This is a genomic window from Ensifer sp. CCNWLY38 (genome assembly GCF_037120565.1).
In the GTDB taxonomy this organism is placed as follows: domain Bacteria; phylum Pseudomonadota; class Alphaproteobacteria; order Rhizobiales; family Rhizobiaceae; genus Ensifer; species Ensifer adhaerens_H.
This window is the reverse complement of record NZ_JBBBBO010000016.1, coordinates 150,681-172,844: the sequence shown is the minus strand read 5'-3', so window position 1 is coordinate 172,844 and position 22,164 is coordinate 150,681. Positions and strand designations below refer to the sequence as shown.

Annotated in this window: 20 protein-coding genes and 1 tRNA gene; 8 read left to right on the top strand and 13 right to left on the bottom strand. The window is 61.8% G+C overall.

Annotated elements, in window-relative coordinates:
• From V7S54_RS28975 to chvE, 5 genes are all read right to left on the bottom strand, one after another.
• Window positions 1-188 (bottom strand): aldehyde dehydrogenase family protein (locus tag V7S54_RS28975; RefSeq protein WP_336409348.1); only part of this gene is annotated, 188 nt, incomplete at its 3' end.
• Between the two features lie 66 nt (window positions 189-254).
• On the bottom strand, window positions 255-1,250 hold the full coding sequence (araD1, locus tag V7S54_RS28970; protein ID WP_065374313.1) for an AraD1 family protein: 996 nt from the start codon (window positions 1,248-1,250) through the stop codon (window positions 255-257).
• 170 nt (window positions 1,251-1,420) lie between these two features.
• Window positions 1,421-2,629: a multiple monosaccharide ABC transporter permease gene (gene mmsB, locus V7S54_RS28965; RefSeq protein WP_065374314.1), complete on the bottom strand. Its 1,209-nt coding sequence runs from the start codon at window positions 2,627-2,629 to the stop codon at window positions 1,421-1,423.
• Window positions 2,629-4,164, bottom strand: a complete 1,536-nt coding sequence (mmsA, locus tag V7S54_RS28960) for a multiple monosaccharide ABC transporter ATP-binding protein (RefSeq protein ID WP_065374315.1) — start codon at window positions 4,162-4,164, stop codon at window positions 2,629-2,631. The genes mmsB and mmsA overlap by 1 nt, the downstream gene beginning before the upstream one ends.
• Before the next feature lie 98 nt (window positions 4,165-4,262).
• The gene (gene chvE, locus V7S54_RS28955; RefSeq protein ID WP_065374316.1) at window positions 4,263-5,330 is read right to left on the bottom strand and encodes a multiple monosaccharide ABC transporter substrate-binding protein; all 1,068 of its coding nucleotides are present in this window, start codon (window positions 5,328-5,330) and stop codon (window positions 4,263-4,265) included.
• Window positions 5,331-5,613: 283 nt separating this feature from the next.
• Between chvE and V7S54_RS28950 the strand changes: the two genes are divergently transcribed.
• Window positions 5,614-6,585, top strand: a complete 972-nt coding sequence (locus V7S54_RS28950; protein ID WP_065374317.1) for a LysR family transcriptional regulator — start codon at window positions 5,614-5,616, stop codon at window positions 6,583-6,585.
• Between the two features lie 52 nt (window positions 6,586-6,637).
• Entirely contained in the window at window positions 6,638-7,078 is a 441-nt protein-coding gene (locus V7S54_RS28945) for a hypothetical protein (protein ID WP_065374318.1), read from the top strand.
• A gap of 3 nt (window positions 7,079-7,081) precedes the next feature.
• Here the strand turns inward: V7S54_RS28945 and V7S54_RS28940 are convergent, their stop codons facing one another.
• Window positions 7,082-7,342 (bottom strand): hypothetical protein, encoded by a 261-nt coding sequence (locus tag V7S54_RS28940; protein ID WP_065374319.1) that lies wholly within the window; start codon window positions 7,340-7,342, stop codon window positions 7,082-7,084.
• Between the two features lie 337 nt (window positions 7,343-7,679).
• Between V7S54_RS28940 and iolG the strand changes: the two genes are divergently transcribed.
• Entirely contained in the window at window positions 7,680-8,672 is a 993-nt protein-coding gene (gene iolG / locus V7S54_RS28935; protein ID WP_065374320.1) for an inositol 2-dehydrogenase, read from the top strand.
• Between the two features lie 99 nt (window positions 8,673-8,771).
• Here iolG and V7S54_RS28930 read toward each other — a convergent pair whose 3' ends face one another.
• Both V7S54_RS28930 and V7S54_RS28925 read right to left on the bottom strand, forming a co-directional pair.
• Entirely contained in the window at window positions 8,772-11,132 is a 2,361-nt protein-coding gene (locus tag V7S54_RS28930; protein WP_065374321.1) for a bifunctional diguanylate cyclase/phosphodiesterase, read from the bottom strand.
• A 129-nt stretch (window positions 11,133-11,261) separates the two neighbouring features.
• Window positions 11,262-12,476: an ROK family transcriptional regulator gene (locus tag V7S54_RS28925; protein ID WP_065374322.1), complete on the bottom strand. Its 1,215-nt coding sequence runs from the start codon at window positions 12,474-12,476 to the stop codon at window positions 11,262-11,264.
• A gap of 318 nt (window positions 12,477-12,794) precedes the next feature.
• Between V7S54_RS28925 and xylF the strand changes: the two genes are divergently transcribed.
• From xylF to V7S54_RS28905, 4 genes are all read left to right on the top strand, one after another.
• On the top strand, window positions 12,795-13,832 hold the full coding sequence (xylF, locus tag V7S54_RS28920) for a D-xylose ABC transporter substrate-binding protein (protein WP_065374323.1): 1,038 nt from the start codon (window positions 12,795-12,797) through the stop codon (window positions 13,830-13,832).
• Between the two features lie 227 nt (window positions 13,833-14,059).
• Window positions 14,060-15,385 carry a sugar ABC transporter permease gene (locus tag V7S54_RS28915; protein ID WP_065374324.1) on the top strand — a complete coding sequence of 442 codons (1,326 nt, stop codon included), beginning with the start codon at window positions 14,060-14,062 and terminating at the stop codon, window positions 15,383-15,385.
• A 12-nt stretch (window positions 15,386-15,397) separates the two neighbouring features.
• Window positions 15,398-16,183: an ATP-binding cassette domain-containing protein gene (locus V7S54_RS28910; protein WP_034793927.1), complete on the top strand. Its 786-nt coding sequence runs from the start codon at window positions 15,398-15,400 to the stop codon at window positions 16,181-16,183.
• 198 nt (window positions 16,184-16,381) lie between these two features.
• Window positions 16,382-16,458: transfer RNA gene (locus V7S54_RS28905), tRNA-Arg, on the top strand.
• Between the two features lie 394 nt (window positions 16,459-16,852).
• Here the strand turns inward: V7S54_RS28905 and V7S54_RS28900 are convergent.
• Window positions 16,853-18,052, bottom strand: a complete 1,200-nt coding sequence (locus V7S54_RS28900) for a M14 family metallopeptidase (protein WP_058320817.1) — start codon at window positions 18,050-18,052, stop codon at window positions 16,853-16,855.
• 685 nt (window positions 18,053-18,737) lie between these two features.
• On the opposite strand from V7S54_RS28900, the gene V7S54_RS28895 reads away from it, so the two are divergent.
• Entirely contained in the window at window positions 18,738-19,199 is a 462-nt protein-coding gene (locus V7S54_RS28895) for a hypothetical protein (RefSeq protein ID WP_065374325.1), read from the top strand.
• 76 nt (window positions 19,200-19,275) lie between these two features.
• Here the strand turns inward: V7S54_RS28895 and V7S54_RS28890 are convergent, their stop codons facing one another.
• The 4 genes from V7S54_RS28890 to V7S54_RS28875 form a co-directional block, all read right to left on the bottom strand.
• Complete coding sequence (locus V7S54_RS28890; RefSeq protein WP_083203613.1) at window positions 19,276-19,830, bottom strand: OmpA family protein; 555 nt, start codon at window positions 19,828-19,830, stop codon at window positions 19,276-19,278.
• Window positions 19,827-20,504, bottom strand: coding sequence for a L,D-transpeptidase (locus V7S54_RS28885; protein ID WP_065374327.1), 678 nt, complete (start codon window positions 20,502-20,504; stop codon window positions 19,827-19,829). Before V7S54_RS28885 ends, V7S54_RS28890 begins: the two co-directional genes overlap by 4 nt.
• A 614-nt stretch (window positions 20,505-21,118) precedes the next feature.
• Window positions 21,119-21,589, bottom strand: a complete 471-nt coding sequence (locus V7S54_RS28880; RefSeq protein WP_327078010.1) for a hypothetical protein — start codon at window positions 21,587-21,589, stop codon at window positions 21,119-21,121.
• A gap of 76 nt (window positions 21,590-21,665) precedes the next feature.
• A complete protein-coding gene (locus V7S54_RS28875) occupies window positions 21,666-22,136 on the bottom strand; it encodes an aminoacyl-tRNA deacylase (RefSeq protein ID WP_065374458.1) in 471 nt (156 codons plus the stop codon).
• Between the last annotated feature and the right edge of the window lie 28 nt (window positions 22,137-22,164).

Sequence of the window (22,164 nt, the reverse complement as noted above, 5' to 3'; positions counted from 1 at the left end):
CGCTCGAGGATGCCGGAGCGCGACCAGGCCGGGAACGCCGCCTTGGCAGCGGCGATCGCGGCGCGGGCATCGTCGGCAGACGCACGGGCATATTCGCCGACCACGTCGTTGGTGTTCGAGGGGTTGATGTTGGCAACCCCGTCACCGCCGACCCATTCGCCGGCAATCAGGTTCTGGTGCAATGTCATAGGCTTCGAGCCTCCTTCATAAACGCGCATGACCGTCCCTTGTGAACGGTGCGCTTAGGAGATGTGTCAGAGCTGGCGAATGGCGACCTGTTCTTCCGCAGCGATCGCTAGCGTGTTGCGGAGTGGAAGGCCGAAACCATTAGCCTCGATCTCGAACACGTCGCCTTCTTCTGTGCGGATGCCGTCGCCGAAGGACAGCGTCGCCGTGCCGAACATGTGCACGTGGACGTCGCCCGGCTGGCGGAACAGGCCGTATTTGAAATGGTGATGCTCAAGATTGGCGAAGCTGTGCGACATGTTGGCTTCGCCTGACAGGAACGGCTTCTCCCACAGCACCTTGCCGCCGCGCAGGATGCGCGACATGCCGCGGATATCCTCGAGTGCGGTGCCGATGCGAATTTCCGGGCCGAAGCTTGCCTGCCGCAGCTTCGAGTGCGCGAGCCAGAGATAGTTGACCCGCTCGGTCTTGTGATCGGAGAACTCGTTGGCGACGGCAAAGCCGATCCGGAACGGCACACCCTGGTCGGAGATCACGTAGATGCCGGCCATTTCCGGCTCTTCGCCGCCATCTTCGGCAAAGGAGGGCGAGACGAGTGCCGCACCTGGCGCGACGGCGGACGTGCCGTTGCCCTTGTAGAACCATTCCGGCTGCACGCCGACTTCGCCGGCTTTCGGCTTGCCGCCTTCGAGCCCCATGCGGAACATTTTCATCGAGTCGGTCAGCGTTTCCTCGGCAGCCTCGCTGGTCTTCTTGTGCATGGCGTCGCGCGTAGCAGCCGAGCCGAGATGGGTGAGGCCCGTGCCGGTCAGGTGCAGATGTGCCGGATCCGGATGGGTGATCGGCGGCAAGAAGCGTCCCTCGGCATAGGCCTTGTCGAGGTCGACGGCGGCTCCAAGACCCTTGGCCTCGATCGTCTCCTTCAGGCTGCGCCCGGCATTGGCCGCTTCCATCGCCAAGGCGTAGACGCTCGCCGCACCGTTCAACGCATACGCGGTCTCGCCGGGCGTACGCACCGCAACCGTTATCGATCCGTCTTCGTTCCTGATCTGCGAAATCAGCACGATCCTGTCCTTCCTGTGGTCGTTCGGGTCGCGGTCCTCGCCCTTTCAAGGCAAAAGCGTCCCCGTGGCTGGCTTTCGCCATCCAATTCCGGCGGGCCAATCCGCCGATCCTGGCAGCCGCGGCTGCCGGTGAATGTTACTGGTTCGCGTCGGGTCTTATGGCTTTCAGCTCAACCCTTGTTCTTGTTGTAGACATCGAAGAACACGGCAGCGAGCAGCACGAGGCCCTTGATCAGCTGCTGGTAGTCGATGCCGATGCCCATGATCGACATGCCGTTGTTCATCACGCCCATGATGAAGGCGCCGATCACCGCGCCGATGATCTTGCCAACACCGCCTGAGGCTGAAGCACCGCCGATGAAGCAGGCCGCAATGACGTCGAGTTCGAAGCCTTGGCCGGCCTTCGGCGTCGCCGAATTGAGGCGGGCGGTGATGATCATGCCGGCCAGTGCCGCAAGCACGCCCATGTTGACGAATGTGTAGAAGGTCAGCCGCTCGGTATTGATGCCAGAGAGCTTGGTCGCCTTGACGTTGCCGCCCATGGCGTAGATGCGGCGGCCGATCGTCGAGCGCGTAGTGATGAAGGTGTAAAGCGCGATGAGAACGGCCATGGCGATCAGCACGTTCGGCAGGCCGCGATAGGTCGCGAGCTGGAAGCCGATGAACAACGCCACCACGGCAATAACCGCCATCTGGATCGCGAAGAAGATGAAGGGTTCGTTCTCCGAGCCGTGCTGCTCGTTGATCCGGCGATCGCGAATGCCGGCATAGATCGCATATGCGACGAGCGCCACGACAGCCACGAGCGCGACCAGGTTCTGAATCATCTCCGGTGCCGGGTTGAGGAAATAGAGGAAGTCGGGGACGAAACCGGTCGACAGAAGCTGGAATTCCTTCGGGAACGGACCGATCGGACGACCGCCAAGCACCACATAGGTAAGCCCGCGGAAGACGAGCATGCCGGCGAGCGTGACGATGAACGACGGAATCTTCTGATAGGCGACCCAATAGCCCTGCGCCGCACCCATGATGCCGCCGACGACAAGACAGGCGGGAATGACGATGATGGCGGGCAGGCCCCATTTCACCAGCATGATCGCCGAGATCGCGCCGATGAAGGCGACGATCGAGCCGACCGACAGGTCGATGTGCCCGGCGACGATGATCAGCAGCATGCCGAGCGCCATGATCACGATGAACGAGTTCTGCAGCACCAGGTTGGTGATGTTGACCGGCTTGAACAGCACGCCGTTGGTGACGAACTGGAAGAACAGCATGATCACCACGAGTGCGACAAGCAGGCCGTATTCGCGGATGTTGTTCTTGAGATAGTCCCCGATCGAGGGCTTGTTGTTTTGGGTGCTCGTATCGGCGACCATTAGTGTTTCTCCCCTGAACGCATGATGGCACGCATGATGGATTCCTGGCTCGCTTCCGCCTTCGAGAGCTCCGCGACGATGCGGCCCTCGTTCATGACGTAGATGCGATCGCAGGTTCCAAGCAGCTCCGGCATTTCTGATGATATCATCAGAATGCCTTTACCCTCGGCGGCAAGCTGGTTGATGATGGTGTAGATCTCATACTTAGCGCCGATGTCGATGCCGCGCGTCGGCTCGTCGAGAATGAGAACTTCCGGATTGGTGAACAGCCATTTGGACAGCACGACCTTCTGCTGGTTGCCGCCCGAGAGGTTGACCGTTTCCTGATAGATCGAGTGCGAACGGATGCGCAGCTTCGAGCGATAGTCGGACGCGACCTTCGCTTCCTTGCGGTCGTCGATGACGCCGTTCGCGGCAACCGCCTTCAGGTTGGAGAGCGTCGTGTTCTCCTTGATGTTGTTGATCAGCACGAGGCCGAGCTGCTTGCGGTCTTCGGTGACATAGGCAAGGCCCGCATCGATCGCCCGCGGAATTGTGCTGACATCGACGGGCTTGCCGCGCATCGTCACGTCCCCGGTGATCTTGTGGCCCCAGGACTTGCCGAAGATGCTCATCGCCGTCTCGGTGCGCCCTGCCCCCATCAGCCCGGCGATGCCGACGACCTCGCCGGCGCGCACGGTGAAATTGACATCGTGCAGGAACTGCCGGTCGCGGTGCTGCTGGTGGAAGACATTCCAGTTCTTCACCTCCAGCAGCGTCTCGCCGATCTTGGGCTCGCGCGGCGGGTAGCGGTCTTCCATGGCGCGGCCGACCATGCCTTTGATAATCCGGTCCTCGCCGACATCTTCGGTCTGACAATCGAGCGTTTCGACGGTTCCGCCATCGCGCAGGATGGTGATCTGGTCGGCGACTTTGCGGATCTCGTTCAGCTTGTGCGAGATGATGATCGAGGTCATTCCCTGCGTGCGAAACTCCATCAGGAGCTTCAAAAGCGCATCGGAATCGGTTTCGTTGAGCGAGGCGGTCGGCTCGTCGAGGATCAAGAGCCGCACCTTCTTCGAAAGCGCCTTGGCGATCTCGACCAGCTGCTGCTTGCCGACGCCGATGTCGGTGATGAGCGTCGCCGGGCTCTCGCTGAGGCCCACCTTCTTCAGGAGCTCCTGTGTGCGGGCGAAGGTCTGCGGCCAGTGGATCACGCCGTTGCTGGCGATCTCGTTGCCGAGGAAGATGTTCTCGGCGATCGAGAGCAGCGGCACCAGCGCCAGCTCCTGGTGGATGATGATGATGCCAAGGTCTTCGCTGTCGGAGATCGTCGAGAAGCGACGCGCTTCGCCACCGTAGTGGATCTCGCCATCATAGGTGCCGGCGGGATAGACGCCGCTCAAGACCTTCATCAGCGTCGACTTGCCGGCGCCGTTTTCGCCGACGAGCGCGTGGATCTCGCCTTCGCGGACCTTGAAGCTGACATTGTCCAGCGCCTTGACGCCCGGGAACGTCTTGGTGATGCCCCGCATTTCAAGAATGATATTGTCCATGTTCAGTCATTCCAGCGGCAGTCTGCGAGAGAGTACCGGCTCCGTCTTCTGGATAAAAGGGCCCGCGCGCTTGCACGGGCCCTTCCCGTTGAAAAAGATCAGTTGTTGATCTGGTCTTCGGTGTAGTAGCCCGAGCTGACGAGCACGTCCTTGACGTTGGACTTGTCGACGGCAACCGGCTTCAGCAGGTAGGACGGAACGACCTTGACGCCATTTTCATAGGTCTTGGTGTCGTTCACCTCAGGCTCCTTGCCTTCCATGATCGCGTTGACCATGCCGACCGTTACCTTGGCGAGTTCGCGCGTGTCCTTGAAGATCGACGAATACTGTTCGCCGGCGAGGATCGACTTGACCGACGGCAGCTCGGCGTCCTGGCCGGTGACAACCGGCATCGGCATGTCGCCGGAGCCGTAGCCGACGCCCTTCAGCGCCGAGATGATGCCGATCGAGAGGCCGTCATAGGGCGAAAGCACGCCATCGACCTTGGCGTCGGTGTAGTTCGACGACAGCAGGTTTTCCATGCGGGCCTGGGCGACAGCACCGTCCCAACGCAGCGTGCCGACCTGGTCCATGCCCTTCTGGCCGGACTTGACGACGATCTTGCCGCTGTCGATCAGCGGCTGCAGCACCGACATCGCGCCGTCGTAGAAGAAGAAGGCGTTGTTGTCGTCAGGCGAACCGCCGAACAGTTCGATGTTCTTCGCCTCGGTGGCGCCATCGAGCTTGAGGCCCTGCACCAGCGAGGTCGCCTGCTGCACGCCGACCTGGAAGTTGTCGAAGGTGGCGTAGTAGTCGACATTGCCCGAGTCACGGATCAGGCGGTCATAGGCAATGACCTTGACGCCCGCGTCATGGGCCTTCTGCAGGATGTCGGAGAGCGTCGTGCCGTCGATGGCGCCGATGACCAGAACCTTGGCACCCTTGGTCACCATGTTCTCGATCTGGGCGAGCTGGTTCGGAATGTCGTCGTCAGCGAACTGCAGGTCCGGGGTGTAGCCGGCTTCCTTGAACAGCTTCTCCATCGTCTCGCCGTCGGAAATCCAGCGGGTCGACGTCTTCGTCGGCATGGAAATGCCGACCGTGCCCTTGTCCTGCGCAAATACGGGCGCAGCGAAGGACGCGATCGAAATCGCAGCGGCTGCGAGAAGCGAAGTCATCAATTTCATCAGTTCTCTCCCAAAAAAGTTGAAGCCGGCAGGCAGAGCCTTTCCGTCTATGCGCAGCAATCCGCGGACCGGGATCTCGTCTCCGGCCGCGGATCAAGGTGAAGGAGAGACCTCCCCGCCTCGCATGCTCCTACATGCGCTGGCACATGAGCAAAAACTGGAATCAAATCATATAACTGTCAAATACAATATCGCTTTGAATGCATACCAAAAATGATATAGCAGACACAAACAGTGTGATTTTTGAAAATCCTTGAAAACCTGAAAGCCAGAAAGGTTGGGAATGCGCGACCAGAAGCCCGGCTCGACCGGAGAACTCTTCGATTCACCGCTTTTTCGCTCCGGTTTGAAGATCAGCCACCTCCGGCTGATTCTCGCGATCGATGATCACAGGCGCATCAGCGCCGCCGCGGAAGCCCTCGGCATCTCCCAGCCGGCAGCCTCGCGTATGCTGTCGGAAATCGAGACGATGCTGAAGGCTCCGGTCTGCGAACGCATTGCCCGCGGCGTCGAACTGACGCCTTACGGCGAAGCGCTGGCACGGCGCGCCCGCACGATTTTTCTGGAGCTTCGGGAAGCCTCGCGCGAGATCAACGAGCTCAAGACGGGCAGCGGCGGCTCGGTCTCTCTGGGTTCCGTCACCGGACCGGCGCTCAATCTCGCCGTCCCCGCCATTCGCCAGGTGATCACCGCCTATCCCGGCATCGAGATCAACGTCCAGATCGAAAACAGCAACGTGCTGGCAAGGGAGCTTCTCGCCGCGCGCCACGATTTCATCATCGGGCGCATCCCCGACGACCAGCCGCCGCGGCTCTTCAACATGGTGGAGATCGGGTATGAAGAAGTCTGCCTGATCGTGCGCGACGGCCATCCGCTGCTCGACAAGCCCATGGTCGGCGCCGAGGACCTGCCGTCCTACGACTGGGTGTTCCAACCGCCGGGCACGCTGCTCAGGCGCGCGGTCGAGGATAGTTTCGTGGCGGCCGGCGTGAGATTGCCGGCGACCGTCATCAACACCTCGTCGATCATCCTGACGCTGTCGATCGTGCGCCACACCAATGCGATCGCGCCGGTGGCGCTCGACGTCGCCAACCTGATTGCCGGCAACGGCACGCCGGCCGGCGAAATCCGCATCCTCAAGACCGAGATCCCGATCCGCATCAAACCCTACGGGCTAATCACGGCCGAGGGACGCGCGCTGCCGCCGAGCGCCAAGCTGCTCTACGATCTCATCCTGAAGCAGGGCCGCGCGTGATCAGCCCGGGATAATCTCCGGGCGGCATAGTGCCGCTGCAATCGGAGGCCACATGTTCGGAATGTCGGTGTTTCAGTCGGTGCTCGAACGGCTGAAGACGGAAGAGGATAGCGAGCTCGACCATGCAGCTGCAGCGACGTCGCGCGCACCGGTGCTTGCGAATGCCTTTGCGATCGAAAGCACCGGCCTTGCCGCCTTTGGCGCGGTCGAGCGCGCCTATCTCGATGCCGCCTTCGTTGAGCCGCCACCCGCCCCCGTCATGCCCGACTATCTCGCCCGGACGAGCCTTGCGGAAGTGGCGGAGGAACTGCGGCTTGCCGATGACGAAACATCGGCGACCCTTGCGGGGAAACGGCGGATGTTCGCCGCCGATAATCATCCCGACCGCTTGCCGCCGGAGTTCCGCGCCAATGCGACGGTGCGAATGAAACTTGCCAATATGCTGATCGATGAAGCCGCGCGGCAGATCCGTGCGGCCGGTGCGGCGCCATAGTTCTCAGTCGGCGGTCCCGTCCTGGTCGCCTCGGCCTTCGCTCTTTTCGCCGCCTCCCGCCCCCTCGTCGCCCTTCTCGCTCGGTTTGTAGAAGATCAGCAGCGCTGCCGAGGCATAGGCCGTGACCGCCAGGAAGATCATGCCCCACATCGCCTGTTCGCCGAGGAATTCGACCACCGTCCACACGGCGCAGAAGGCCACGATCAGCAGGCGGACCCATAGCGGGCGGTAAAAGGGGTGGTCCGGGTCGATGAACTTGAGCATTCTGTCCTCTGGTGGCCTTTTCGTGCACCGCCCATTTACGAGAACTTTGCCTGAGACGGCAAGTCCAGCGGCGACTGACGCCCCTTGACGGAGACTACAAAAATGGAATAAAAATTCCGAAATAATCCACATCAGCCACTTCATTCCAAAAAATGGAACGGCCGAGTGGAAGCGGAGGTACCAAGGGAGAGGCGCCGGCGCAGCGTTCCAACGCGCGATCTTTCGTGGCAATTCTCCGACCGATTCGCGGAAACAGCGTTCCGCGGCGCCTTTGCGCGATGAGCGCCGATCATCACGCCCCTTCCCGGTCGCGAACCGGAATTCGAGAGAAACAGAGATGACAGTCAGATTTGGTCTTCTGGGCGCCGGACGCATCGGCAAGGTTCATGCGAAAGCCGTCAGCGGCAATCCGGATGCCGTGCTCGTCGCCGTCGCCGACGCCTTCCCTGCCGCCGCCGAAGCCATCGCCAAGCAATATGGCTGCGACGTGCGCACCATCGAGGCGATCGAAAAGGCTGACGACATCGACGCCGTCGTCATCTGCACCCCGACCGACACCCACGCCGACCTGATCGAGCGTTTCGCCCGTGCCGGCAAGGCGATCTTCTGCGAAAAGCCCGTCGATCTCGACGCCGAGCGCGTCAAGGCCTGCCTCAAGGTTGTGGGCGAGACCAAGGCCAAGCTGATGGTCGGCTTCAACCGCCGCTTCGACCCGCATTTCATGGCCGTCAAAAAGGCGATCGACGCCGGCAAGATCGGCGACGTGGAAATGGTGACCATCACCTCGCGCGATCCGGGCGCCCCGCCGGTCGATTACATCAAGCGTTCGGGCGGTATCTTCCGCGACATGACGATCCATGATTTCGACATGGCCCGCTTCCTGCTCGGCGAAGAGCCGGTTTCGGTGACGGCAACCGCCGCCGTTCTCGTCGACAAGGCGATCGGCGAAGCCGGCGACTACGACAGCGTCTCGATCATCCTGCAGACAGCTTCCGGCAAGCAGGCGATCATCTCCAATTCCCGCCGCGCCACCTATGGCTACGACCAGCGCATCGAGGTGCACGGCTCGAAGGGCGTCGTCTCGGCCGAAAACCAGCGTCCGGTTTCGATCGAGATCGCCAATGGCGAAGGCTACACCCGCCCGCCGCTGCACGACTTCTTCATGACCCGCTACACCGAAGCCTATGCCAACGAGATCGAAAGCTTCATCGCCGCGATCGAAAAGGGCGCGGAAATCACACCTTCGGGCAAGGATGGCCTCGCCGCACTCGCGCTCGCCGACGCCGCCGTGAAGTCGGTTGCCGAGAAGCGGCAGATCAGCGTCGCCTGAGGCTACGGCCGGCGAAGCATCAAATGGAAAGGCCGGGCGCCACGCGCCCGGCCTTTTTTCGTGTCACCACTCTGGCAAATCGGGACCCGCGCAGGTGCCTCAGCCCTCGGCGCACGCCGGCATCTTCGCCCATCGCGGCGCCTCCCGGCCGGTACTGGGGGCAGCGCCCGGTCGGCCGGAGAGATAACCTTGGATCTGCAGGCAGCCCTCCTCCGCCAGGATCTGCCTCTGCCGTTCGGTTTCAACGCCCTCGGTCACGACCGCGAGCCTGAGGCTATGGCCGAGCGCGATGATGGCGCGGACGATCGCCTGTGCGGAAGGGTCCTTTTCGAGGGCAGCGGTGAAGCTGCAATCAATCTTCAGCTTGTCGAAGGGGAAGGTCTGCAGGTTGCTCAGCGAAGAATGTCCGGTGCCGAAGTCGTCCATGACGATCCGGACGCCGAGGACGCGCAGCCGAACCAGCACCGCCAGCACATCCTCGCGATTGTGCATCAGCGCCGCCTCGGTGATTTCGAGCTCCAGCCGCCAGGGATCAAGGCCAGTCCGACGCAATATGCTCGCGACCTGATCGAAGAGATTGGGCAGAAGGAACTGGACCGGCGAGATATTGACGGAAATCGGCAGCGGCTCGTTCCATTTTGCCGCTTCCGTGCAGGCCTGTTCCAGAACCCACTCGCCGATCTGGATGATCGAGCCGCTTTCCTCTGCGATCGGGATGAACACGTCAGGGCCGATCAGCCCGCGCTGCGGATGGCTCCAGCGTAGCAGTGCCTCGTAGCCGATGATCCTGTCGCTCTGGACCTCGACCAGAGGCTGGTATTCGAGAAAGAACTGGCGGCGAAGCACCGCATGGCGCAGGTCGTTTTCGATCTGCCGGCGGGTGCGAACCGCCTCATCCATTCCCCGGTCGAAGAAGCAGGCGATGCCCTTGCCGCTCTGCTTGGCGCGGTAGAGCGCCGTGTCGGCATTGTTGCGCAACTGATCTGCCGTCTGCCCGTCGAACGGATAGAGCGCAGCACCGATGCTGACGCCGACCGCGGTCGGATCGCGGTTGGTATCCATTTCCGCGGCAAACAGCGCCAGGATGCGGTCCGTCAATTGGCGCGCCGCCTCCGGCCGCTTGCCGCCCACCTGGATGATTGCGAACTCGTCACCGCCGAGCCGGGCGACCGTATCCTGCTCTCCGGCAGCCTGGCGCAGAATATCGGCAACCTTCTTCAGGATGCGGTCGCCTTCGCCGTGGCCGAAGATATCGTTGACCGCCTTGAAGCGGTCGAGGTCGAGGCAGAGGATCGCCAGCTCTTCGCCCCGCGCGGAGGCCGCGGCCAGAGTTTGGGCCAGCCTGCGGTCGAAGAAGGCGCGGTTCGGCAAGTCGGTGAGCGCATCATGATGGGCCAGATGCTCGATCGTGCGCTCGGCTTCCTTCCGTGCCCTCAAGTCGCGCACGAAGATCACTTCGCATTCGCGGCCACGATACTCGATCGTCCGGCACATGAATTCCACGGGAATGGTGCGCCCCTCTGCGTTGAGAAGATCGATCTCGCCGGGACCATCCCCGCGCCTGTGTCCCTCGAGCCCCTCCTCGCCGAAGACGAAGATCTCCGACGGGCGCCGCCCGGACAGATCGGAAAACGTCCGACCCGTGAGGCCGGAGAAGCGCTCGTTGGCTTCGACGATGACGCCATCGAAAACGATCGCCATGCCTTCGAGCGAGGCGTTGGCGAGCCCTCTGAGATCGGTCAGGTGCCGATCGACGAAGAGGGCGCCGAAGGCGAGCACGATCAATGTGGTGGAGGCTGCGATGACCCCGCCGGCAAGCCAGGCGGGATGAATGGTCCCGGCGACGGCCACATTGGCCTCCGGCATGAGCGTCACGCCGCTCATCGACGTGAAGTGCATGGCGCAGATTGCCAGCACCAGCAGCAAGGAGGAGACGACCAGCCGCCGCATGCTGCGCAAGGCGTGAAAAGCATGAAGCGCGGCACCCGCCAGCAGCGTTCCCACGACGAGCGCCGAAATAGTCGCTTGCGGATCGTAGGTTATGTGCCCGTGGATCTCGATCGCCTGCATGCCGGTGAAATGCATCGCCGCGACGCCGGCGCCAAGCACGAAGCCGCCGCAGGACATCGAGAGACGCGAACCACCACCGAGGCCGATTGCAAAGGCGACCCACGACGCGGCTATGGCGACGACCACCGACAGAGCGGTGCCCCAGAGGCCGTAAGCAACCGGCACACCACCATCATAGGCCAGCATGGCGATGAAATGCGTCGACCAGACACCGACACCGCAGGCAAAACCGCTGGCCGCGATCCAGAGGCTGCGCTGGCTACCTTCGCTTCGCCGGGCGCGCAGCAGCAGCAACATCGTTGCGACACTGCCCGCCAGGCAGACGATCGCGGCGGCCACGATAAGGCGCCAGTCGTGGTCATCGCTTATGCATGCAATCACTGAAAACATGAGTGTCTCCCGCGTCACGGCCACATTGACAAGGAGTTGCTAAATAACTGTAAATTGTATTACCAGAGGCGTTCGCCTTAGATACAACCTCAAAAATGGTTGCGTCAGGCGATGCACTTCAACCGTGCATCAGGAAGTGCCGGTGGCGGCAATATCGGCGTCGATCGCGCCCAGCGCCCGCTCCAGATGTCCCTCGAAGACGAGGCGTTGCTCGTCGGGCGCGACCGATATTTCGGGAGCTCCCTGGAGGCGGACCTGCATGGACTGGGCAAGTCCTTCTTCGATACCCGGCAGCATGAGATCGAAGTATCGGATGCCGGGCCCGGTGACGTGGACAGGCATGCGCTCGTAGAGGCTCAGCATGCGCGAGATGCCGTTGCCGAGCGCAAGGCCCGCCTGGCGGAAGGCGTAGCCGGCCATGCGATGTCCCTGCCGCGCGCTGGCCGCGATCTTGTCGAGCTCGGCGACGGGAACGAACTTGGCGGGGATGGTATCCGCCGGCACCTCGAAGGCGGCACGCAGAATCCCATAGAAACCGGCTGCCGCCTCGATGCAGCCATAGGCGCCGCAACGGCACAAGCCCGCCGACGGCGCGTGCAGCATGTGGCCGAAATTCGGCGCGCTGACATCCATCTCGCCGCTCTGGCTCTTGCGGGCAACGCCAAGGCCGATGCTGTGGCCAAGAGAGATCGCCGCAAGCGCTCTGAACCCACCTTCCGGCTTGCGTTCGGCTTGCGCTGCAAGCGCCTGTGCGACCAGCAGCGTCTCATTGCTGAGCATGACTTTCGCGCGCCATTGCGGCGCAAGCAGTGCAGCGAAATCCAGCTCTTCCCGACCGAAGACCGGCGACCACAAAAGCCGCGCCGTGTCGCTGTCGACCAGCCCCTTGCTGCTGATCGAAACGGCGAGCACGCGATCCCGCTCCAGCCTTGAGCGCTGCAGCAGACGTTCGAGCGCGTCCACGAATGCGCGGGCGAAAGGGACCGTGCCGCGCTCGTCGTGGTTTCGCGTTTCGTCGAAGCGGTCGAGAAGCGTGCCGCCGTAGTCGATCAGCGAATATTGCACGATGTCGGAGGAGATCCTGACGACCACGAGATGGCCGTAGTCGCGCCGCGGCGTGAAGAGCACACGCGGCCGCCCTCGCCCACCCTGCACCTGGTGCTCGGCCTTGGCGAGCACCCCCGCCTTTTCCAGCTCCGCCGTGATCGCGGAAACGGTCGCCGAGGCAAGCCCCGTATCAGCAGAAATTTCCGTATGGGAGAGATTGCCGGCACGCCTGAGCGCCGCAAGGACCAGCGCGCTGTTTTGCTGACGCACGAGCTCAGTGCTGGACTTGGTCAGCATGAGACGTCCCTGTCAGTGGCGGATCCTTCGAACACATGCCCCTCCCAAAGCATCTGTTGAACGGCAAGACAAGGCGCCGATTTTCTCGGCGGCCAAGAAACAACGGACGCGACCGCTCGCGAAGCACTTTGTTGATGCCGCGACCACCGCGTTCATGCCGTGTTGACACCCTTAAAAATCCATGACATTCATTTTCTCGACTGTCGAGAAAATAATTCCGCACGATGTAGCGGCACGATCTACGACAGCGTTCCAAGGCTGGCGGAGGATGGTGCGGGAGGTTCGCACGCTCGGCCGGCCGTCACTCGGGAGGATAAAATGAAATCTGTTTTGAAGCTGATGGCAGGCGTTGCCGTCATCGTTTCCCTGCATTCCGTTGCCCAGGCGAAGGACCTCGTCGTCGGCGTTTCCTGGTCGAACTTCCAGGAAGAGCGCTGGAAAACCGACGAAGCCGCCATGAAGGCCGCACTCGAGGCTTCCGGCGACAAGTACATCTCCGCTGACGCCCAGTCGTCCCCCGCCAAGCAGCTGACCGACATCGAATCGCTGATCGCCCAGGGCGCCAACGCGCTGATCGTTCTGGCCCAGGACAGCGACGCCATCGGCCCAGCGATCGAAAAGGCCACCGCCGAGGGTATCAAGGTCGTCGGCTACGACCGCCTGATCGAAAACCCGGCTGCCTTCTACATCACCTTCGACAACAAGGAAGTCGGCCGCATGCAGGCCCGCGAAGTGTTCAAGTTGAAGCCGGAAGGCAACTACGTCTTCATCAAGGGCTCGTCCGCCGATCCGAACGCCGACTTCCTCTTCTCCGGACAGATGGAAGTGCTGAAGGAAGCCGTCGATGCCGGCAAGATCAAGAATGTCGGCGAAGCCTACACGGACGGCTGGAAGCCTGAAAACGCTCAGAAAAACATGGAACAGTTCCTGACCGCTAACGACAACAAGGTCGATGCGGTCGTCGCCTCCAACGACGGCACCGCCGGCGGCGCCATCGCAGCGCTCGACGCACAGGGCCTCGCAGGCTCCGTTCCAGTTTCGGGCCAGGACGCCGACAAGGCAGCGCTGAACCGCGTTGCCTTGGGCACACAGACCGTCTCGGTCTGGAAGGATAGCCGTGAACTCGGCAAGCGCGCCGCGGAAGTCGCGGTCGAACTTGCGGGCGGCAAGAAGATGGAAGAAGTCGCCGGCGTCACCACCTTCAACGGCGGACCGAAGGGCGTCGCCATGCAGTCGGTCTTCCTCGCACCGCTGCCGATCACCAAGGACAACCTGAACGTCGTGGTGGACGCGGGCTGGATCTCCAAGGCAGAAGCCTGCCAGGGCGTCAAGGGCGACGTCGCGGCCTGCAAGTAAACCGCATCAGCAGAACTGAGCGCTGACGTCAGACAAGCGCCGCAACGCAACCCGTTGCGGCGCTTGCGCAAGGTGCGTGCCGGGCCGACAATGCCAGATGCACAACCAGCGCAACTCAACGAAAACGCTCGATCTCTGCCGTCGTACCGGACTTGTCGCGTCGATCCCGGCTCTTGGTGCCACCTGACGCGACGACATCAACACAAAAAGTGGGGGAAGGCACGTCCATGGCCGACATCACACAAGGCAACACGCAGGGCGCACAAGCAAACCGCGCCCGCACAGCGGACGAAAACCCGGTGAAGCGCTTCTTCCGCGCCACCGAAATCGACACCCGGCTGCTCGGCATGGTCGGCGCGCTCGTCATCATCTGGATCGGCTTTCAGATCATGACTGGCGGCCTGTTCCTGACGCCGCGCAACCTGTGGAACCTGACGGTTCAGACTTCTTCCGTCGCCGTGATGGCGACCGGCATGGTGCTGATCATCGTCACCCGCAACATCGACCTTTCCGTCGGCTCCGTTCTGGGCTTCTGCGGCATGGTCATGGGCGTCATGCAGGTAAAATTCCTGCCGCAATATCTCGGCCTGGAACATCCGGCCATCTGGATCATCACGCTTTTGAGCGGCATCGCCGTCGGTGCCGCCATCGGCGCCCTCCAGGGCTCGATCGTCGCCTTCCTCAACGTGCCTGCCTTCATCGTCACGCTCGGCGGCCTGCTCGTCTGGCGCGGCGCCACCTGGTTCGTGACCAGCGGCCAGACCGTTGCGCCGATGAACGCCACCTTCCGCCTCATGGGCGGCGGCACCGAAGGCTCCATCGGCGCAACGGCAAGCTGGATCGTCGGCATCCTCGCCTGCATTGCCATCGTCGCTGCCATCCTCAATTCGCGAAAGCAGCGCAAGCGCTTCCGCTTCCCGCTGCGCCCGATCTGGGCGGAGTACTTCCTGGCGATCCTCGGCTGTATCCTGGTGCTGGGCGCAATCGCCGTCGCCAACAGTTACTACTGGCCGGTGAACATCGCCCGCAAGTATGCCGACGCCAACGGCATCGCCTGGCCGGACGGCGGACTGCAGATCTCGCACGGCATCGCCATTCCGGTTCTTGTCGCAATCGCCGTCGGCATCGTCATGACCTTCATCGCCACGCGGCTGCGCTTCGGCCGCTACGTCTTCGCGCTCGGCGGCAACCCGGAAGCGGCCGAACTTGCCGGCATCAAGACGCGCTGGGTCACTGTCAAGATCTTCACGCTGATGGGCATTCTCTGCGCCATCGCCGCGGCGATCTCGACCGCCCGCCTCAACGCGGCGACGAATGCGCAAGGCGAGCTTGACGAGCTCTATACGATCGCCGCCGCGGTTATCGGCGGCACCTCGCTTGCCGGCGGCGTCGGCACGATCGCCGGCGCCATGATCGGTGCGCTCGTCATGCAATCACTACAGTCGGGCATGGTGCTGCTCGGGATCGACAGTCCGTTCCAGCGCATCGTCGTCGGTGTGGTTCTCGTCGTTGCCGTCTGGCTCGACACCATCTACCGCGCCCGCGCCAAGTAAGGAGTACGATCCATGAAAGACCAACGCACTCCGCTTGTGGAAATGAAGAACATTTCCATCTCCTTCGGCGGCATCCACGCGGTGGACAACGCCTCCGTCGACCTCTATCCCGGCGAGGTCGTGGCGCTGCTCGGCCACAACGGCGCCGGCAAGTCGACGCTGATCAAGATCCTCTCCGGCGCCTACAAGCGCGATGCCGGCGAAATCCTGATCAATGGCGAGGCTGCGGACATCAACAACCCGCGCGACGCCAAGAAATACGGCATCGAGACGATCTACCAGACCCTCGCCGTCGCCGACAATGTCGACGCCGCCGCCAATCTCTATCTCGGCCGCGAGCTCAGGACCCCCTGGGGCACGCTCGACGACGTGGCGATGGAGGCCAAGGCCCGCGAAGTCATGGGGCGCCTCAATCCCAACTTCCAACGCTTCAAGGAACCGGTAAAGGCGCTTTCCGGCGGCCAGCGGCAATCGGTGGCGATCGCGCGCGCGATCCTCTTCGACGCCCGCATCCTGATCATGGACGAACCAACGGCGGCCCTCGGGCCCCAGGAGACCGCCCAGGTCGGCGACCTCATCAAGCAATTGAAGCGCGAAGGCATCGGCATCTTCCTGATCAGCCACGACATCCACGACGTCTTCGACCTCGCCGACCGCGTGTCGGTGATGAAGAACGGCCAGGTCGTCGGCCAGGCCCGCACCGAGGACGTGACCAAGGACGAGGTGCTCGGCATGATCATCATGGGCAAGGTGCCGCCAAAGGCGATCCCCGGCCCCGGTGCCATGCAGGTGGCGTGAACCAATACTCGGCGGCGCGCCTAACCGGCCCGCCGCCGAGCACTTTTTGTCGACCGACAGAGACAGGGCGCGCGGCTGCATTTTCAGCAACAACCGCAAATTCCCCTGCGAACTCCGCCTTTTCACCATTGATGCGGCGCGCAAGCTAAGCTATGAACCGCTTCACAGCCTGGTTCGGCGGCCCTGCCGCCAACGGATGCACCCGTAGCTCAGCTGGATAGAGTGTTGGATTCCGATTCCAAAGGTCACAGGTTCGAATCCTGTCGGGTGCGCCATTTCCAAACAATTTGCCGTGGTGGCTCCGGCCTTGGTCACGGATTGGTCCATTCGCGTGGTGCTAGGTAGGCTGGCGCTGTGTCGCAACGAAATCTCCTCGACTGCACCCCACCGCTCTTACCGCCGCTTCTGAACACGGTATTTTTGAAGACTTTGGGATTCGCGCAAATCCGCCACGGCTGCCGCCTTCGACCTGGACAGACTGGGAATCGAAGGAGAACAACGCAATGCACTCCCGCAGGAACTTTCTCGGGCGCGAGAGCTGGGACACTGCTTGCGGTCGGGGACCGTTCAATGTGGCCGTCGAGATTGCCGAGACCGCAAAAGACGGGTTAGCCGTCGTGAACCGCCACATTGAAAGCCGCGTCACCGGCCTTGAGGTCGAGGCGGCGACTACTCAGGATAGGCTTGAACGTCCTCCGGCTCCGGCTTGTTGAACAGGATGAATACCAAGGGGTTGCCGGGCTCAGACATTGCATCGCTGCGCAGGCCGGTTATCTCTCCGGCCACGCCGCTTGCATACTCGGCAACCACCTCGCCGAAGCTATCGCGCTGGACGGCAACCTTCTGTCCAGCTCCGACCTTGTCGTTGAGTTTGACCAGATGCTCAACGAGCCCGCCCGCGGTCGCCAGGATCGGGAATGCGCTGTTACCGACAAAGACAGTCACGTCCTTGCCTGTACGTCCCATTGGCCCGGCGACGATACCGTGATGCTTGAGGACGTTCATTGTGCCTTCGACGAAGAGCGAGATCATCTCGGGGCTCAGGACGCGCGCAGCGCCGATTTCCGGCGTGAAGGACGGGATGCCCACGTCCATAAATGCGTTGTGCAGGACACCGGGATAGACATGATTGTCGAAGATCTGGCCGACGGGATACAGCTCCATCATCGCCTTGACCTCGGGCACATCCATGCCGCCAATATTGAATGCAGTGACTTCAAATCCGGTTGTCCCGGTGTGGAAGTCGATCGCGAAGTCGGCGTTCGGCCGCAGCAGCCGGTTGAACAGAAGTCCGGCGTGTCGGCTGGGTGCGGTGGCGCCGTTCTCGTTCCCGGGCCACTCCCGGTTCATATCGATCAGATCGATACCTCTGCCCTGGTTGGGCCATCTGCGCTGCATGCTTTCCAGGGCCGGGCGCGACACGTCCGTGACCGCCATTACCGTGCCCGACATCTGCGCCGGGTCGAGCTGGTTCATCACGGTGTGGACCGTATGCACAGAACTCATCTCGTCGCCATGCACGCCACTGGTCAGGACACCGCGCTTGCCCGGCTTTGCTCCCTTGGCGACCGTCACGGACACATACCAGTGCTGTCCGGTCGGCATCTCAACGCCCTGGAAATACAAAAGGTGCTTTTTGCCGGGATCAAGGTCGTTGACGTCGAGCGCGCTGACGACCTTTTTGCCTTCGATAACATCGCCGGTATAGACCGTTCCTGATGTCGGATTGGCAGGAGGTTTCGCTGCGTCCTGGGCATGCGCAGCACCAGCGTTGACGGTGACAGCGGCCGCGGCTGCGGCGCCGACCGTGGCAATGGATGCCATTATCAGATCGCGGCGATCAATACCTTTCGCAGACTTGTCCGGCATGATGGGGTCCTTTGTGATTGTCAAAGGCACGTTCGTACGATGGCACGGCGCACATCGGTCGCAAAATCCCGAGAGACTTAAAATACGGGTATGCCGCTGAACTCGCAAGGTTGCATAATTTCTACGGGAACCATGTCGGGGCTTGCGATCTTGCGGTGTCGTATGCCCAGGGGCCAGAGACGGTGCAATGCAGAACTGCCGCTCAAAAGTCGGCAGCGATAACAATTACATACGAGTTCGCCGTTTCATCTCGTCCGGTGCGCCATTATTTTCATTTGCTTCATCAAGCCGATTTCAGACGCGACGATTCTGCGTGTTGTCTTGACTCGCGCGTGTAGCATGGCACCTTGCAAGGAGAAGTTTTAGCAAAAGGCGCCTGAGCTTTGCGGGAGACAACAATGGCGAGGTTTGTAGCGAGAATACTTTTGGCCGGCCTGTGCGCAGGCGCAACAGTGGGGGCTGCCTCCGCGCGCAGTTGGCACTCGGACGATACGGCGGCACTGGTCGGAGGGTTGCTTCTCGGCGGCGTCGCAGCGGCTGCATCCTCCCATGACCACCACCATCAGAACCAATATATTGCGCCCCGGCCGGCCTATGGCGGCGCCCCCTTCAGTCCTTCCACCGGTGTGATTTGCTACCCGAACCAAGTCGCCTGTTACAACAACAACGGGACCTACCTTCCTGCATGGACGAGCCGCGCATTCTGACCCTGTCGAAGGATTCCACTATGAAGTTCTGGCTGTCACTCGCCGTTGGCGCCTCCCTCTACCTGCCTTCGGTCCACGCAAGCGCCAAGGATCCCGCGACGAGCTTTGTGCGATTGCACGCCATCGACCTGTTGGAAGGCGCGCTGAACGCAGACCAAACCGCGAAGCTGCAACTCATAGCCCACCAAGCCGCCATCGCCGCTGTGTGCGATGGGTTCACCCTGGACGACAAGAAAGTCTCAAAGGCCTTCGAAGCACTCGCACCTGTCGGTTCTGACAAGATGACTGCAGAGCAGAAGGATTATCATGACAAGCACATCCTTGTCATATACGGGATGCTGGTCGGCGGAGAGCTGACGGCGATGTCCGAGGGCGCCTGCAAGCTGGCCGAGCAGTCAAAGGCTGACCCCGACTTCGCGAAGGAAATGGTGTGGCAATAGCATTTCGGCCATCGCATTCATTTGCCGGCTCCGGCCTGTCGATGGGCCGCAAAAGCCGGTAGACCCGCTGCGTCTATCAGAGCGCGTCGCGCTCCGTGCGCAGATTGGAGACGACGCGGCGGTTCTGTACCTTGCAGGAGCGCTCCGTGCAGTCGCGGACCTCGCGATCGTTGCCGTACCCCTTGGACCACATGCGGTTTGGGTCCACGCCTTTCGAGCTCAGATAGGCCATGACCGCATCGGCGCGCTGCTGCGACAACGTCGCCATCTTTGATGCGGAGCCGCTGTCGTCGGAAAAGCCCTGCAGCTTGACGAGCCAGCGCGGGTTGCTGTTGAGCCAGATCGCCTGCTTGTCCAAGGTTGCCTTGGCAACGGGATCGAGCGTGGCCGAGTCCTGCGTGAAGTAGGTCCGGCGGCCGACGTTAAGGATGAAGTCCTCTTCGCTGCCCGCCGAGACAGTCTCGAAGCCGGGCGCCGGATCGTCGGTTTGTCCGGTCATCGGCACCACGGCCGGTTCTTCGACCGCGGCAATCTCGGTGGTGTTGCAGGCGGTCAGCGTCAGCAGAATGGCCGCAGCAGAAAGCAGCCTCGTATATCCGGGCATAGCGGGCATCAGGGTGGTATTCCTCATTCGACCTGGGTTGCGACCGGGGTTGCCTGGCTGACCTCGGGGGCCTTGTCGGCAATGTGCGGCAGGACCTGCACGGCGGTGCCGATGGGGCAGCGCTGATAAAGATCGATCGCGTCCTCGTTGAACATGCGGATGCAACCGCTGGAGGCATCCTTGCCGATGCTGCCCGGCTCCAGCGTACCATGGAAGCGATAGCCGGTATCGACGCCATCACGAAGCAGGTACATGGCGCGCGGGCCAAGCGGGTTCTTCGGCGAGCCGCCCTCGACGAACTCAGGCAGTTCGGGGTGACGCTCGCGCATTTCCGGCGGCGGCGTCCAGCGCGGCCAGAGCGATTTGCGGTCGATCGTAGCGCGGCCATACCATTTGAAGCCCTCGCGCCCGACCCCGACGCCATAGCGGATGGCCGTCTTGTTCTCCATGATCAGGTAGAGAAAATGGTGCCTGGTATCGACGACGACTGTGCCGATCGGCTCGGTGCTGAAATACTTGACGACCTGACGCTGCCATTTCCTGTCGATCTTGGCGAAATTCGTGCTTCGGTAAGTCACGCCATTATCGACTGCGGGGCCGGAAAAATAGGACGTCGCCGCAGCGAAGGCCGGTTTCTGGGCTGCGCCGGCGCTAAGCAGCGCCAAACCACCAAGCATAATATCCCTGCGGGTGCATTCCATCGGCAATATCCCCCGAAAAGCCAAGCAGCGAGCCGCAGTAAATCAGATTTTTCATTTGCCACAACGGAAAATTATCAAGCACCGATTCTTTCAGTGACTGTTTTACAAGAAGCGTTTCGCCGATAGTTGCAGACTATCACGCGATTTTGCCCGCTCTGCAGGTCTACAGCGTCGCGCGTCTTATCAGACGCGCAAAGGTCGCTGTAGCACTTTGAATTGCTGCATGTTTTTGTCCTTTAGTCGGGTACGATTAAAGGAAACATGCAGTAGAGGCTAGGATCTATCACCGGATCGGCCGCCCCAGTGAGCAACACCGGCAAGTGACGCTTGCGAAGCGCCACAATCGATTGGCTCTTCTCAGTATTCGCAACAATGGCACATTGGTTATTGTCGAAATTCACAACATCGGGTGACGATATTTGGGCAACCATAACCCTCGCGGCATCTTGGGAACCAAGGCAGCTTTTGTCGATCACGTCACCTGCAACAGGCTCGATGGCGAGTGCGGTCCTAAAGCCTGTCGCGCAAAAGTTCGCAGCGGTTTTGCGATAACGACACGCGAAATATCAGAAACTTAAAGCGCAAGGAGCGAATCTGAAAGATCGCGACGCGCTTTAGTTGGCCCTGATGTCCCGCGCCTGGCCCGATTCTCTCAGCTCTTTGACCGTCTTGCCGAGGCAGCTGCCGCCCTGTTCGGTGCCTACGGCCTTTGCCTCTCCGCCCAGGGTAATCGTCCCGGCGAAGTTGTCCGAGGCCAGGTATGTCGCCGTGCCATCGGCCGATACCTTCGACAGGTAGAAGGCATGCTGCGTGCCCTTGTATTCGCAGGCGACAGCGAACGGAAACTGATCGAACAGATTGCCCTGCGCGAGGGCAACAGATCCGAAAGCTTGAGTGCTGGCCGCAACCAGCAGCAGCGCCAGAGACTTGGACATATTCGTAGAGCGTATGCGCACCATCGATCCCCCCAACCCGGTATAGATAAGGTGTCCGTCGAAAAGGATGGTGACGCCAAGCTCCCGCTTTGACAAGCCCGACAGGCTGCATTCGAACTCGGCAAGGTTCGACCGCTGGTTGGCTGTCATCTCCGACCCAAGAGAACGGCGCGCGAACGCTGCCCCCCGGCGGGACCGCCGGCCTGGCAAATTCTCTGAGCGACCGTCAGGCCGGGTGGCTGAAGCGGGCGATCTGCGCACCCTTCATCAGGTTGCGGAAGTTCGATCCGCTCATGTGCACCAGCGTCCTGTGGTCGCCGCCCTCGAAGTAGACGTCGTTTACGTCGCCCAGACTTTCGTCGAGCAACACCGGTACGTCATAGGCCGAGCCGATCGGCGGCACCGCACCGATATCGCAATCGGCGAAGAGGTTACAGACTTCCTCTTCCGAAGCGAGCCCGAGGCGCCGGTCCATCACGTCCTGCAAGGTGGAGAGTTCAACCCGGTGCGTGCTCGGCACAACGGCAAGCACGTACCCCATCTCGTGGTGGACGACCACGGACTTGGCAAGCCTGTTGCCAGGCACATGTGCCGCTCTCGCCGTCTGGCTGGTGGTGGCTGTGCGGTGATGGGCGACGGTGTCATAGGCGACACCCGCACCATCGATATAGTCTTGTAGTTTTCTGGCGATCGTCATCGTCGACACCCCTTCTCTCGTGGTGGCG